This is a genomic window from Curtobacterium sp. 9128 (assembly GCF_900086645.1).
Lineage (GTDB): Bacteria > Actinomycetota > Actinomycetes > Actinomycetales > Microbacteriaceae > Curtobacterium.
Genome location: NZ_LT576451.1, coordinates 1,527,414 through 1,541,454, shown reverse-complemented (window position 1 = coordinate 1,541,454; position 14,041 = coordinate 1,527,414). Strand labels below are relative to the sequence as shown.

Genomic DNA, 14,041 nt, shown 5'->3' with positions numbered 1-14,041 from the left:
TGGTTCGGAGCGAGCATGTGGATCACAGTCATTTCGTCGTGGGTGGACGTCGCGTGAGTTGACACGGCTGCCCGGCGCGGGAGGCGGCGCCCGCTTGGGTCGTGGGGGGAGGGTGTGCCGCCGCGGTACGGGGGCCCGAGGACTGATCGTCCCCGAACCCCCGTCCGGTGGTGTTGCTGCTGATGCAGGATACCTGCGATCAGTTCGTTACTTCTTGACCTCGACGTCGTAGTAGAGCGGCACCGAGTCCCAGCCGAACTTGACGTTCGACACGTTGTCAGCGGACCACACACCGGTCACGTTCGAGTACCAGAGGGGGATCTCCGGCAGGTCCTTGAGCAGGAGCTCCTGGGCCTGGTCGAAGATCTTGTTGCCCGCCTCGACGCTGTCGGCCGACTGGCCCTGCTTGAGCAGGTCGTTGAACTCGGTCGAGTCGTAGCGCGAGTAGTTGTTCGACGAGCCCTCGCCCATGGTCGGGCCGAGGAAGTTGTACAGCGACGGGTAGTCGGCCTGCCAACCGGTGCGGCTACCGCCCGTGAGCTTGTCGTTCGTCTGGACGTCCAGCGCTTCCTGGAAGGTCGGGTACGCCTTGCCCTCGGCCTTGATGCCCAGGGTGTTGGAGATGCTGTTCGTGACCGCGGTCACCCACGCCTCGTGCCCGCCGTCGGCGTTGTACGAGATGGTGAGGGTGTCGTTGTACGGCGAGATCTTGTCGGCCTCGGCCCAGAGCTTCTTCGCCTCGGACTTGTTGTAGTCCAGGACGTCGGAACCCTTGAGGTCCTTCGACCAGCCGTCGATGACCGGCGAGGTGAAGTCGCTGGCCGGCGTACGGGTGCCGTCGAAGATCTTCGAGGTGATCTGCTTGCGGTTGATGGACATCGACACCGCCTCGCGACGGAGCTTGCCCTCCTCGCCCTTCCAGTGGTCGAGGTAGTAGGGCAGGTAGATGCCCTGGAAGATCGCGGCCGGCTGGTTCACGTTCGAGTCGGGGAAGTCCGACTTGTAGTTCGCGAACGCGCTGTCCGGCACGGCGTCGAGGATGTCGAGGTTGCCACCCTGCGCGTCGGAGTACGCGGTGTCCTGCGAGGTGTAGAACGTGATCGTCAGACCACCGTTCTTCGGCTTGCGCTTGCCCTCGTAGTCCTTGTTGGTGACGAGCTTGATGTCCGTGTTGTGCGTCCACGCGCTCTTGCTGGCCAGCTTGTACGGGCCGTTGCCGATCGGGTTCTCACCGAACGCCTTGGGGTCGTCGTAGAACGACGACGGCAGCGGCACGAACGCCGAGTAACCGAGCGACAGCGGGAAGTCCGACTGCGGGGACTTCAGGGTGACGGTGAACTCGTCGTCGCTCTTGACCTTGAGGCCCGTGAGCTCGGAGTCAGCGTCGGCGCTGTAGCCCTCGATGTTCTCGAAGTAGTAGCTCGCGCCCTGGGCGTTCGACTTCTGCGCCGCCCAGTTCCACGCCTTCGTGAAGGACTCTGCGGTGATCTTCTCGCCGTTCGTGAACTTCCAGCCCGTGTTGAGCTTGATGTCGAACGTCTTCGAGTCGTCGGTGGTGATGCTCTTCGCGACCTCGTTCACCGGCTTGCCGTCGGCGTCGTAGGAGCGGAGTCCCTCGAAGATCGAGTTGATGATCTTGCCACCACCGGTCTCGGTGGTGTTCGAGGGGATGAGCGGGTTCTGGGGCTCGCTGCCGTTGGTGGTGACGATGCCGTTCGCGTTCGTCGAGCCGGAGCCCGAGTTGCTGCCGCTACCACTGTTGCTGGAGCAGCCGGCCAGGGCGATTGCTGTGGCCCCGAGCACGGCGAGGGCTGCGAGCCCAGCGCGCTTCTTGATCAAGAGTTCCTCCTGGTGCATGGGACGCGCCCGGCACAGAGGTGTCGCCAGGCGCGTTTGACCTTTGCACTGTAGGCAGTGCGCTGAGAACCCGCCAAACCCTGGAACGAACGGTTACACGCTGGTAACCAACTTGCATGATCCTTGCGAGATGCTGCAAGATATGCGCGTTTCACGGCACAACATGCTGGATTGTTGCATCTGCATCATCTTCGTTGCGCATCGGAACAGTTCCTCGCAGTGTGCCACCTCTTCGGGGGTCATGTCACGGAGGCTCGTGTCCGCGTTTCGGCGGGCATGACATGCCCGACCCCATGTGTGGGCTGTGCGGCGTCTGGACGCAATGATCCACCGCTTGGACGAATCGGACCGCTCCACCGTGTGTCGGGGGCGTGGTAGGGGGTTCGAGGGCAGGGAGGTGAGGGTGGTGGCGCGGACTCGGAACGACAACACCGCTGTCGTACGACGACGAAGGTGTCGCTTCTGCGCGTGCACAAAAGGCAGCGTCCGCAAGGAACGACAGGATCGCTGTCGTACGACAGCGAGAGTGTCGTTCCAGGTCGAAAACGCCGACGGACACGGACGGACACCGCACGCCGCCCCCGTTCCCGCTCCCCGCCCCCGCTCCCCGCACCCGCACCCGCACCCGCAAGGGCACACGACGACGGCCCCGGAGCGAGATGCTCCGGGGCCGTCGACGTGTGGACGGGGTCTACGCGAACGCCTCCACCGGCGGGCACGCGCACACCAGGTTGCGGTCGCCGTACGCCTGGTCGATACGACGCACCGGCGGCCAGTACTTCCGCTCGGCGATGCCGGGCAGCGGGTACACCGCCTGCTCCCGCGTGTAGGCGTGCGTCCACTCCCCCGAGATCACCGACGCAGCCGTGTGCGGCGCCCCGACGAGCGGGTTGTCGTCCGCCGGCCACTCCCCGCGCTCGACCGCCCCGGCCTCGGCGCGGATGGCGAGCATCGCGTCGACGAAGCGGTCGAGTTCCGCGAGGTCCTCGCTCTCGGTCGGCTCCACCATGAGCGTGCCCGCCACCGGGAACGACATGGTCGGCGCGTGGAAGCCGTAGTCGACGAGGCGCTTGGCGACGTCGTCCACGGTGATGCCCGTGGCGTCTCGGAGCGGACGGAGGTCGAGGATGCACTCGTGCGCGACGAGCCCCGATTCGCCCGTGTAGAGCACCGGGAACGCGTCACGGAGCCGTGCCGCGATGTAGTTCGCCCCGAGCACGGCGGTCTCCGTCGCACGGGTGAGCCCCTCGAGCCCCATCATGCGGACGTACGACCACGTGATCGGCAGGATGCTCGGGCTGCCGTACGGCGCGGCCGAGACCGGACCACCGGCATGCGCGAGCCGCTGGTCCGAAGACGACGTCGACCCGGGTCGGCGGTCGTCGTCCTGCGCGAACGGGTGCCCCGGCAGGAACGGCGCGAGGTGCGCCTTCGCCGCGACGGGCCCGACACCGGGGCCGCCACCACCGTGCGGGATGCAGAACGTCTTGTGCAGGTTGAGGTGCGAGACGTCCCCGCCGAAGTCCCCGAAGCGTGCGTGCCCGAGGAGCGCGTTGAGGTTCGCGCCGTCCACGTAGACCTGGCCGCCGGCATCGTGCACGGCGTCGCAGATGTCGCGGATGTCGTGCTCGTACACACCGTGGGTGGACGGGTACGTGATCATCAGCGCCGCGAGCGTGTCGGCGTGGTCGGCGACGCGAGCACGGAGGTCGTCGAGGTCGACGTTCCCGTTCTCGTCGCACGCCACGACCACGACCTTCATGCCGGCGAGCACGGCGGAAGCGGCGTTCGTGCCGTGCGCGCTCGACGGGATGAGGCACACGGTGCGCGCGTCGTCCCCGCGGGACCGGTGGTAGCCGCGGATCGCGAGGAGTCCGGCGAGCTCGCCCTGGCTGCCGGCGTTCGGCTGGACGGACACGGTGTCGTACCCGGTGACCTCGGCGAGCCAGGTCTCGAGGTCGCTGATCATCCCGAGGTAGCCCTCGACGTCGGAGCGCGGCGCGAACGGGTGGATGTTCGCGAACTCCGGCCACGTGACCGCGGCCATCTCGGTCGCCGCGTTCAGCTTCATCGTGCAGCTGCCGAGCGGGATCATGCCGCGGTCGAGCGCGTAGTCCTTGTCGGCGAGGTGCTTGAGGTACCGCATCATGCGGGTCTCGCTCCGGTGCGCGCTGAACACGGGGTGCGTCAGGTACTCGCTCTGCCGCAGCAGGCCGGACGGGAGGCTCGTGGTCGCGTCCGCCACGGCCGTCTCGACCGCTCGCTGGTCTGGTCCGCTGCCCCCGGCCAGCAGTCCGGACAGCACGCGGACGTCGTCGGGCGTGGTCGTCTCGTCGACGGAGACCAGGAGCGTGTCCGCATCGACGAGGTGCAGCAGGTAGCCGGCGGCGTGCGCGGCGTCCACGAGCTCGCCGGCCCGTCCGGGTGCCCGGAGCGTCAGCGTGTCGAAGAAGGCGTCGTGGACGACCTCCACATCGGCGGCCCGTGCGGCATCGGCGAGCGCCGACGCCGTGCGCGCGACGCGGTTCGCGATGAACCGGAGGCCTTCTGGCCCGTGGTAGACCGCGTACATCGACGCCATGACGGCGAGGAGCACCTGCGCGGTGCAGATGTTCGACGTCGCCTTCTCGCGACGGATGTGCTGCTCGCGGGTCTGCAGGCTGAGGCGGTAGGCCATGCCCCCTGCTGCGTCGAAGGACACCCCGACCAGCCGGCCGGGCAGCTGCCGTTCGAGCCCGGCGCGGACGGCGAGGTACCCGGCGTGCGGGCCACCGAAGCCGAGCGGGACGCCGAAGCGCTGCGAGGTGCCGACGGCGACGTCCGCGCCGAGGTCCCCGGGGGACGCGAGGAGCGTCATCGCGAGCAGGTCGGCCGCGACGACGGCGATCCCGCCGCCCGCGTGCACACGCTCGATCGTCGACGACGGATCGACGACGTTCCCGGAGGCACCCGGGTACTGCAGCACCACGCCGAACGCGCCGTCGAGCTGCTCGTCCGTGGGCCCGGACACGGCGTCGAACGCGCGCAGGGTGATCCCGACGGCGTCGGCACGGTGGTCGAGCAGCGCCCGCGTCTGCGGCAGCAGGTCGGCGTCGACGAGGAACGCGTCGCCCTTGACCTTGGACGCGCGGCGGGCGAGGAGCATGCCCTCCACCACGGCGGTGCCTTCGTCGAGCATCGAGGCGCCGGCGGTGGCCATGCCGGTGAGGTCGGCGACCATCGTCTGGAAGTTGATGAGCGCTTCGAGACGCCCCTGCGAGATCTCCGGCTGGTACGGCGTGTAGGCCGTGTACCAGCTCGGGTTCTCGAGCACGTTGCGCTGGATGACCGCCGGCGTGTGGGTGCCGTAGTAGCCGAGGCCGATCATCGCCCGACGGACGGTGTTCTTCGCAGCCATCCCGCGGAGTTCGGCGAGTGCTTCGGTCTCACCGACCGCGGTCGGGATCGACGACGACGACACCGGTTCGGCGTGGATCGACTCCGGGATCGCCGCGCGGACGAGGGCGTCGAGGGACGGCTGCCCGACGACGTCGAGCATGGTCCGCTGGTCGGCCGGGGTGGTCCCGATGTGCCGGTCGGCGAACGACGTCTGCAGGTTCAGGTCGGTGTCCGTCATGCGATGGACGCCCGGTACGTGTCGTGGTCCATGAGGTCCTCGGGGAAGTCCGTGCCCTCGACCTTGATCTTCACGAGCCAGCCGGCACCGAACGGGTCCTGGTTCACGGTGTCGGGCGCGTCGACGACGGCGTCGTTGACCTCGACGACCTCGCCCTCGATCGGCGCGAAGAGCTCGCCGACGCTCTTGGTCGACTCGATCTCGCCGAGCTGCTCACCGGCGGTGGTGGCGGTGCCGACGGCCGGCAGCTCGACGTACACGACGTCACCGAGCTGTTCGGCGGCGTGGTCGGTGATGCCGACGGTGACGACGTCACCCTCGACGAGCAGCCACTCGTGGTCCTTGGTGTACTGCAGTGCGCTCTGGTCGGTCATGACGGTCAGCCTTTCGCGGGGCGGCGGTAGAAGGGGAACGGGGTGACGGTCGCGGGGATGGCGGTGCCGCGGACGTCGATGTGGAGGACTTGTCCCTCGGCGGCGGCGGACGGGGCGACGAAGGCCATCGCGACCGGGTGGCCGAGCGTCGGGGAGAGCGCGCCGGAGGTCACCGTGCCGACGACGTCCCCGTCGTGCAGCACCGGGTAGCCGGCACGAGCGGCTCGGCGTCCCTCCATCACGAGCCCGACGAGCACGGGCGCGTCCTCGGCCGGCGCGACGCCGGCAGCACCGACGAAGTCTCCTGACGGAGCGACGACCCGACCGAGCCCGGCCTGCGCCGGACGGGTCGACACGGTGAGCTCGTGGCCGTAGAGCGGCATGCCGGCCTCGAGCCGCAGGGTGTCCCGAGCCGCGAGTCCAGCGGGGACGACACCGCGCGAGGACCCCGCGTCGAGCAGTGCGTCCCAGATCGCCGGGGCGACCTCGGGGTCGCTGTAGATCTCGAAGCCGTCCTCGCCGGTGTAGCCGGTGCGGGCAACGAGGACCGACGACCCGTCGAAGGTCGCGTGCAGTGCCCGGTAGTAGCGGAGCTCGTCGAGCGGGGACTCGGGCTGCAGCCGGTCCTCGACGACCAGCGCGTCGAGGGTCCCCGCGGCAGCCGGCCCCTGGATCGCGACGAGCGCTGTGGTGTCGGAGTCGTCCGAGACGACGACGTCGAACCCGTCGACCCGCGATCGCAGCGCGGACACGGCGACCTCGCGGTTCGCGGCGTTCGCGACGACCAGGTAGGTGTCGTCGTCGGTCCGGTACACGACGAGGTCGTCGAGGATGCCGCCGGCGTCCTCGAGCAGGAGCGAGTACTTCGCCCGGCCGACGGTCATCGCACCGAACGCGCCGGCGAGCGCGTGGTCGAGGAACGCCACGGCGTCGGGCCCCGAGACACCGATCTCCGCCATGTGCGAGAGGTCGAAGACGCCGGCGGCCTGGCGCACGGCGTGGTGCTCGGCGAGGTCGGACGAGTAGCGCACGGGCATGCGGTACCCGGCGAAGTCGGTGAAGGTCGCGCCGGCCGCTTCGTGCGCGGCCTCCAGCGGCGACGAGCGCAACGACGGCGACGGCGACGGCGACGGCGACGGCGACGGCGACGAAGAAGGATCTGACATGCGGAGTTCTCCCGAGGTCGGGCAGCCCCCGACGACGATCGCCGGGCGCGAACTCCCCCTCTGTCATGGGCCTGAGAGTTTCACCGCGGCCCGTGAGGTCCGGCGGCTTTCACCGTGGGCGAGCCGTTCCGCACCCGGAGGGTGGAGGAGCGCCTGCTTTTCAGAGTGGCCTGTCCGCTGCGGTGTTGGACCTGAGAGATTGGCGGGGAGGATGCTCCTTCGGTGTCGCGCGACCACCGGCGAGCGGTGGCCGGCACGACGTCTCCCGCGGCGGGTGGTCGGCCTCGATGTTCTGTTGTCCGCGGGAAGCTTACCGAGATCGCGTTACGGGCATGTGACACGTGCCACGACCGCTTCGACATCTCGTAGAGTGGCCTGGTGGCAGGACAGAGACAGCGCCCCCGCGGGCAGCTCGAGCAGGCGGTGCTCGACGCGCTCTGGTCCGCCGACGACTCGGGCCTCACCGCACGACAGGTGCTCGACGCCTTCCCGGAGCCCCGACCGGCGCTGACGACCGTCCTCACCGTGCTCGACCGGCTCGGCCGCAAGGGCACGGTCGAGCGGCAGCAGCACACCGAGGCACCCCTGACCTTCCGCGCCACCCACAGCCGGGAAGAGCAGACCGCGTCGCTCATGTCGACCGCGCTCGCAGCGGCGTCCGACCGCGAAGCGGCGCTGCTGCAGTTCACCGGCTCGCTCGCCTCCGACGACCTCGACGTCATCCGCCGGGCACTCGACGCCCGCGCCCGATCCTGACGACGAGCCAGAACACGACGAGCATGGCGACAGCGACGTGGTGATCACCGGCATCGTGCTCATCGTGCTGGCGTTGGCCGTCGTGGTCGTCGCGCCCCGCATCCTGACCCGCTCCGCCTGGACGATCGACCGCCCCCGCACCGCGCTCCTGAGCTGGTCGGTCGCCGTCCTCCTCGGCGCACTCGGCTTCGTCGCCGGCATCACCCTCGTCGTGCTCGCGAACCGCCCGATCACGTTCGGCGCTTCTCCGACGCACGGCCTCAACATCGGGGTCGCCGTGCTGGCCGTGCTCGCCTTCGTCGTCGCCGTGCGCGTCCGGCCGGGCCCGGAGCACCAGGCCGTCCGCGAGGCGATGCGCTCAGGCGTCGCCCCGCACCGCGAGATCGACGGCACGCTGGTCGCGGTCGTCGAGGCGGAGCACGCGCTCGCCTGCGCCGTCCCCGGCCGGAGCGGCGGGGTGCTGGTCAGCACCGGTCTCGCAGACCGGTTGCGGACCGACGAACTGGAGGCAGTGGTCGCCCACGAACGCGCCCACCTGCAGCAGCGCCACGCGGCCGTCGTCGCGGTCGCCGAATCGATCGAGCGTGCGGTCCCGTGGATCCCCGGTGCGCGCGCGATGGCGCGATCGACACGCGTCCTCGTCGAGTTCGCCGCGGACGACGCGGCCGCGCGCCGTACCGGACGCGACGCGGTGCGTCGAGCCGTCCTGGTGGCGGACGAGACGAGCGCGCTCGCGGTGATCCGGGCCTCCAGGCTGGGCTGACGGACCGTCTGTCGGAGGCGAGGCATAGGGTGTTCGCACCGTGAAACCACTGACCGAAGCAGACATCCGATCGTCGTTCGTCAACGCCACCCCGGACGAGCTCGCCCAGCTCCCGATCCCGGGGCTGCACGAGATGCTCTGGGACGAGCGCGAGTTCCTCGGCTGGCGCGACCCCCAGGCGGCCCGGCGCGGGTACATCGTGTCCTGGATCGACGGTGTCGCCGTCGGGATCGTGGTGCGTTCGGCCGGCGGGTCGCTCCGCCCGGGCATCGCCGCGATGTGCTCGTTCTGCCACTCGCCGCAGCCCGCCACGCAGGTCCGCCTGTTCTCGGCGGCGCGCGCCGGCGAGTCCGGCCGCAACGGCAACACCATCGGGTCCTACATCTGCGAGGACCTCGGGTGCTCGATGCTCATCCGGACCGCTCCCCCGCACCTGAACCCGCCGGCGACCATCGCCATGCGGGGCGAAGCACTCCTGCAGCGCGTGCAGAACTTCACGGCCGACATCATGAAGACGGCGTGAGCCGGTTCCCCACTGCGCGATGGGTCGTCGTCGAGGAACAGGGCGACGGACGCTGGCGGCTGACGGTCCGCGACGAGGCCGATGACGAGCTCGGCGCCTTCGGCCTGGGCGTCGAGGGTCCGTGGGACCCCGACGTCGAGCCGCACGTGTCGTTCGTGCTCGTGCAGCTCGGCCTCGGGTTGCGCGGCTCGCGACCGTGGCGACGGGACGAGCTCGGCGACCAGCGGGCACCGGTGCTGCCGCTGGGGTAGGCAGCTCGGTCAGTCGGCCGCTGCGACGAAGTTCCGGAGGATCTCGCGGTCGTCGTCGGCGCGGACCGCCCAGCACAGCTCGCTGCGGTGGTCGCTCGTCAGCGGCAGCAGCACGACGGTGTCCGGTGCCGCGAGCGTCGCACTCGCCGGCGCGATCGTGACGCCGAGCCCGGCACCGACGAGGTGCAGCACCGTGGCCCAGGTCGTCGCCTCCTGCACGACCGTCGGACGCTTCGCACCCCGCACCACCGGGGCGAGGTTCCGCTCGGTGGCGACGGTGCCCGCCTCGGCGGGGAAGAACACGAACGGGTCGTCGACGAGCTCGGTGCCGTCGATCTCCGCACGCTCGGCGAACCGGTGGTCCCGCGGGACGGCCGCGACGAACCGCTCGCTCCGGAACGGCGTGGTCCGGACACCGTCCGTCGGGTCCGGGTCGCGCACGATCGCCAGGTCGAGCTCGCCACGGACGATGCGCGCGAGCAGCTGCGACGTGTAGCCCTCAGTGAGTTCGACGCGGACCAGGGGGTAGCGCTCCCGGAACCGCTGCACGCGTTCGATCGGACCGAGCGGCAGCGCCGAGACCACGAACCCCACGTCGAGGCGCCCGGCTTCACCTCGTCCGACGCGGACCGTCTCGTCGAGGTCCCGCGCTGCCTGGGCCAGGAGCGACCGCGCACGCCCCTGCAGGGCGCGACCGGCCGGTGTGAGCGCGACGCTCCGCGACGTCCGGGCGAAGAGGTCCACGCCGAGCGCGCGTTCGGTCCGTCGGATCTGCTGGGAGAGCGCGGGCTGGGCGATGTGGAGGGCCTCGGCGGCCCGGCCGAAGTGCAGTTCGTCGGCGACCGCCAGGAACGCGCGGAGCTGCCGGAGGTCGACGTCGTGATCCATGCATCCAGCGTATCGATCGACGCGAACGAGTATTGGACTCTTCTCGGGGTCGGCCTGAGGATGGAGCCATGCCCGACACCGCCGACATCACCATCGCCGACCTCGCCACCCCCGCGGACGCCGAGGCGTTCCGTGTCCTCAACGAAGCGTGGATCACCCGCTTCTTCGCGCTCGAGGACGAGGACCGCAAGTACCTCGGTGACCCCGTGGGACGCATCGTCGAACCCGGCGGTGCCGTGCTCGTCGCACGGCTGGCGGACGGCACCGTCGTCGGCTGCATCGGGATCGCGCCGGTGACCCCCGGGGTGTTCGAACTCGTCAAGATGGCGGTCGCTCCGGACCACCAGGGGCACGGCACCGGTCGACGACTCATCGAGACCGCCATCGACCGCGCCCGGTCGCTCGGCGCGTCGCGCGTGGTGCTCGAGAGCAACGCCGACCTCGCCAGCGCCGTGCACCTCTACGAGACCACCGGGTTCCGGCACCTCGGCGCGGACGAACACGAACCGAGCCCGTACACGCGCGCGAACGTCCACATGGCGCTCGACCTGGACTGAGGCCCGACCTGACCCCGACGCGCCGCACGTCCTAGGGTGTGCGCATGGGGATCATCGGGGTGGTGCTGTTCGCGATCGCAGGGTTCGCGCTGACCAACGGCATGCCGCACTTCGTGGCGGGGCTCGGCGGTCGCGTGTTCCGCACGCCGTTCGGGCGGTACTCGTCGCCGTGCACCAACGTGGCGTGGGGCATGACCAACTTCGTCATCGCGATCGGCCTGCTCTTCGGACGCTCGGCCGTGGCCGACCCGACGACCGGCGACATCGTGTGGTTCGTCGTCGGCGCACTGCTCTGCATCCTGTCGTTCGCGTTCGGGGCCAAGGGGTTCTTCGACGACCGCGACGCACGACCCGACGGATCGGGCACTGACCCCGACGGATCACGTCGTGCTCCTGACGGATCGCGGGGCGCTGCCGACAGTGCCTGACGCCATGCGGATCCACGAACGCACCGACGCCCACCTCGACACGTTGGTCGAGGTGCTCTGGCGCGTGCACGCCGACGGGTACCCGGCGACCTGGCCGGACGACCCACGCGCCTGGCTCTCCCCGGAGGGGCTCCTCGCCGCCTGGGTCGCCGTCGACGAGGGACGGGTCGTCGGGCACGTCGGCATCGCCGTCGCCGGACCAGGTCGCATGCCGTCGGTCACGCGGCTCTTCGTCGACCCGGAGCACCGCTGCCGAGGACTCGCGGACGACCTGCTCGCTGCGGCGGAACACGGCGCACCCGGCACCCACGTGCGACTCGACGTCACCGAGGAGACACCCGGGGCGTGGCGACTGTACGAGCGACGCGGATGGCACCTCACGGGCACCGGGCCGGCCGACTGGTCGAAGCCCTCCGGCGAGACGCCGATGCTCCGCTACTACGCCAAGCGCGTCGGCTGAGCAGCGCCAAGCGCGTCGGCTGAGCGCCGCCGGGCACGCTTGCTACGCTCGCGGCATGGCGACGCACGAGGTCCAGGCGGTCCGGGACAAGGGCATGTGGCAGGTGTTCATCGACGGGTTCCTCGTCACCGAGGTCTCCCGTTGGGGCTCGGTCGGGTTCGTCGCTCGGGAATGGGTCGCCATGACGGAGGAGATCCCCTCCAGCGAGGTCGACCTGGCGATCCGCGTCGTCGGCCGGAACCAGTACATCGACGCGTGAGCACCAGCTCGTCGCGCCGAGCAGCTCACGCGACGTGCCAGACCACGGCTTCCTGCGCACTCGACGGGTACGCCGCCGCGATCCGCAGCACCGCTTCGCGCAGGGTGTCCGGCGAGCACGCCAGGTTGATCCGCGCGAACCCGCGTCCCTCGGACCCGAAGGGCACGCCGGAGTTCAGCGCCACGAAGGCGTGCTCGCGGAGCTGCACGGCCGGGTCGTCCCCGAGGCCGATCCCCCGGAAGTCGAGCCACGCCAGGTAACCGGCGCGCGGCCGGGAGTACACGACCCCCGGCAGGTGCTCGGCGAGGAGCTTCGCGAGCAAGCGGTCGTTCGCGACGATCCGGTCGATGACGTCGTCGAGCCACCCCACCGCGAGCGAGAACGCCGCGAGGTTCGCGTGCAGCCCGAGGATGCTCGTCCGGCACGCCACCTCTTCCCACAGGGTGTCGAGGAGCGCTGCGGTCCGGTCGTCCCCGGCGACGATGACGGAGCACTTCACCCCGGCGAGGTTCCAGCCCTTGCTCGCGGACGTGACACAGACGCTGCGCGCTCCGACGGACGACGCGATCGAGGCGAACGGCGTGAACTGCACGCCCGGGTGGGTCAGCGGCGCGTGGATCTCGTCCGAGATCACGAGGACGTCGTACCGTGCGGCCAGCTCTGCCAGCGCGAGCAGGTCGGCACGGTCGTGCACGAGCCCGATGGGGTTGTGCGGGTTGCAGAGCAGGAACACCCGGACCCCGGATGCGAAGGCACGCTCGAGCCCCTCGAGGTCGAGCCGGTAGACGCCCCACTGCTCGGCGAGCGGGACCTCTTCCACCTGACATCGGGCCTCTTCGACGAGTTCGAAGAACGGCGGGTACACCGGCGGGGTGATCGCGACGCGACCACCGTCCGGCAGCGCCAGCCGCAGCGTCTCGACGATCCCGACGCTGACGTCGGTGGCCAGGTACACGCGGGCTGGGTCGACCTCCCAGCCCCAGCGCTCACGCGCGAAGGACGCGAACGCCGGCGCCAGCGGCCCGGGGCCGTCGAGGTAGCCGAGGTCGGACTGCTGCACCCGTTCGACGAGCGCCTGCCGGATCTCCGGCGCGACCTCGTGGTCCATCTCGGCGACGAACAGGGGCAACACGTCCGGCGCGTACCGCGTCCACTTGATGCTCGTGCGGACCCCGCGGATCGTGCCGACCGGGTCCTCCTCGTCGCTCGCCATCCCCTCATGGTGCACCGGACAGGAGGCTCGGCGCGAGTCCGTCCGTCATCTCGCGTCGTCTCCGGGTCACCTTGGGCCGGGGGCCGACGCGTCGGCCTACTGTCGGTGCCATGAGCACGAGTACCGCCGACAAGGCGTCGACCCTCAAGACCCTGCACGAAGCCCCCGAGATCCTCCGCGTCGTGAACGTGTGGGACGCGATCAGCGCGAAGACCGTCGCGGCACTGCCGGACACCCACGCGATCGCGACCGCCGGGCACTCGATCGCCGCGTCGTACGGCTACGACGACGGCGGGATGCCCCTCGACCTCGCGCTCCAGGGCGCCCGGATCGTCGCCGAGGCCGTCGACCTGCCCGTGACGGCCGACCTCGACGACGGGTACGAGGACCCCGCCGAGACCATCCGTCGCGCGATCGGCTTCGGCGTCGTCGGCGCGAACGTCGAGGACCGCCTCCGTCCCTTCGACGAGGCCGTCGCCCGCGTCGCCGCGATCACGAAGGCCGCGGAGGACGAGGGTGTGGCGTTCCAGCTCAACGCACGGACCGATGCGATCGCCCGCGGCGGCGACCGCCCGCTCGACGAGAGCATCGCCGACGCCATCGCCCGCGGCAAGGCGTTCCTCGACGCCGGCGCACCGCTCGTGTTCGTCCCGGGTGCGATCCAGCGCGACGTCGTGGAGCGGCTCGTCGAGGGGCTCGGCCGTGGGAAGCTCAGCGTCATCGGGCTCCCCGGTGCCCTGCCCGCGGCGGAGTACGAGGCCCTCGGCGTCGCCCGGATCTCCTACGGTCCGCTGACGCAGCGCGTCGCCCTCCGGGCGCTCCGCGACCTGGCGACCGACCTGTACGGCGGGGGCGTCGTGCCGGAGGACACCCCGGCCCTGAACTGACGCACCGGACGGACAGGAGGCTCGGCGCACGACGTGCACCGAG

Annotated in this window: 15 protein-coding genes and 1 riboswitch; of the genes, 9 read left to right on the top strand and 6 right to left on the bottom strand. The window is 70.5% G+C overall.

Translation table 11 applies throughout. From position 1 onward, the window contains the following. Positions 1-207 precede the first annotated feature (207 nt). From QK288_RS07525 to gcvT, 4 genes are all read right to left on the bottom strand, one after another. Entirely contained in the window at positions 208-1,839 is a 1,632-nt protein-coding gene (locus QK288_RS07525) for an ABC transporter substrate-binding protein (protein WP_281267186.1), read from the bottom strand. Positions 1,840-2,548: 709 nt separating this feature from the next. Next, complete coding sequence (gcvP, locus tag QK288_RS07520) at positions 2,549-5,473, bottom strand: aminomethyl-transferring glycine dehydrogenase (RefSeq protein WP_281267185.1); 2,925 nt, start codon at positions 5,471-5,473, stop codon at positions 2,549-2,551. Beyond that, positions 5,470-5,847 (bottom strand): glycine cleavage system protein GcvH, encoded by a 378-nt coding sequence (gene gcvH, locus QK288_RS07515; protein WP_281267184.1) that lies wholly within the window; start codon positions 5,845-5,847, stop codon positions 5,470-5,472. The genes gcvP and gcvH overlap by 4 nt, the downstream gene beginning before the upstream one ends. A 5-nt stretch (positions 5,848-5,852) precedes the next feature. After that, positions 5,853-7,013: a glycine cleavage system aminomethyltransferase GcvT gene (gene gcvT, locus QK288_RS07510; protein WP_281267183.1), complete on the bottom strand. Its 1,161-nt coding sequence runs from the start codon at positions 7,011-7,013 to the stop codon at positions 5,853-5,855. A gap of 170 nt (positions 7,014-7,183) precedes the next feature. Further along, a riboswitch (glycine riboswitch) is annotated at positions 7,184-7,291 on the bottom strand. Positions 7,292-7,391: 100 nt separating this feature from the next. Between gcvT and QK288_RS07505 the strand changes: the two genes are divergently transcribed. Genes QK288_RS07505 through QK288_RS07490 form a run of 4 tightly spaced genes read left to right on the top strand, consistent with a single transcriptional unit; the run spans position 7,392 to position 9,306 of the window. Further along, complete coding sequence (locus QK288_RS07505; protein WP_281267182.1) at positions 7,392-7,769, top strand: BlaI/MecI/CopY family transcriptional regulator; 378 nt, start codon at positions 7,392-7,394, stop codon at positions 7,767-7,769. A 37-nt stretch (positions 7,770-7,806) separates the two neighbouring features. Then, positions 7,807-8,532: a M56 family metallopeptidase gene (locus QK288_RS07500; RefSeq protein WP_281267181.1), complete on the top strand. Its 726-nt coding sequence runs from the start codon at positions 7,807-7,809 to the stop codon at positions 8,530-8,532. A gap of 40 nt (positions 8,533-8,572) precedes the next feature. Next, a complete protein-coding gene (locus tag QK288_RS07495) occupies positions 8,573-9,055 on the top strand; it encodes an FBP domain-containing protein (RefSeq protein ID WP_281267180.1) in 483 nt (160 codons plus the stop codon). After that, positions 9,052-9,306 carry a hypothetical protein gene (locus QK288_RS07490; protein ID WP_281267179.1) on the top strand — a complete coding sequence of 85 codons (255 nt, stop codon included), beginning with the start codon at positions 9,052-9,054 and terminating at the stop codon, positions 9,304-9,306. Before QK288_RS07495 ends, QK288_RS07490 begins: the two co-directional genes overlap by 4 nt. Positions 9,307-9,315: 9 nt before the next feature. Here the strand turns inward: QK288_RS07490 and QK288_RS07485 are convergent, their stop codons facing one another. Further along, on the bottom strand, positions 9,316-10,194 hold the full coding sequence (locus tag QK288_RS07485) for a LysR substrate-binding domain-containing protein (RefSeq protein WP_281267178.1): 879 nt from the start codon (positions 10,192-10,194) through the stop codon (positions 9,316-9,318). A 68-nt stretch (positions 10,195-10,262) separates the two neighbouring features. On the opposite strand from QK288_RS07485, the gene QK288_RS07480 reads away from it, so the two are divergent. The 4 genes from QK288_RS07480 to QK288_RS07465 are packed head-to-tail and all read left to right on the top strand — an operon-like array spanning position 10,263 to position 11,898. Next, entirely contained in the window at positions 10,263-10,751 is a 489-nt protein-coding gene (locus QK288_RS07480) for a GNAT family N-acetyltransferase (RefSeq protein WP_281267177.1), read from the top strand. Between the two features lie 44 nt (positions 10,752-10,795). Then, entirely contained in the window at positions 10,796-11,179 is a 384-nt protein-coding gene (locus QK288_RS07475; RefSeq protein ID WP_281267176.1) for a hypothetical protein, read from the top strand. Between the two features lie 4 nt (positions 11,180-11,183). Beyond that, positions 11,184-11,639, top strand: a complete 456-nt coding sequence (locus QK288_RS07470) for a GNAT family N-acetyltransferase (RefSeq protein ID WP_281267175.1) — start codon at positions 11,184-11,186, stop codon at positions 11,637-11,639. 55 nt (positions 11,640-11,694) lie between these two features. Then, positions 11,695-11,898, top strand: a complete 204-nt coding sequence (locus tag QK288_RS07465; protein ID WP_281267174.1) for a hypothetical protein — start codon at positions 11,695-11,697, stop codon at positions 11,896-11,898. Positions 11,899-11,923: 25 nt separating this feature from the next. Here the strand turns inward: QK288_RS07465 and QK288_RS07460 are convergent, their stop codons facing one another. Beyond that, positions 11,924-13,111, bottom strand: coding sequence for an aminotransferase class I/II-fold pyridoxal phosphate-dependent enzyme (locus tag QK288_RS07460; protein ID WP_281267173.1), 1,188 nt, complete (start codon positions 13,109-13,111; stop codon positions 11,924-11,926). A gap of 110 nt (positions 13,112-13,221) precedes the next feature. Between QK288_RS07460 and QK288_RS07455 the strand changes: the two genes are divergently transcribed. Further along, a complete protein-coding gene (locus QK288_RS07455; RefSeq protein ID WP_281267172.1) occupies positions 13,222-13,998 on the top strand; it encodes an isocitrate lyase/phosphoenolpyruvate mutase family protein in 777 nt (258 codons plus the stop codon). Positions 13,999-14,041 lie beyond the last annotated feature (43 nt).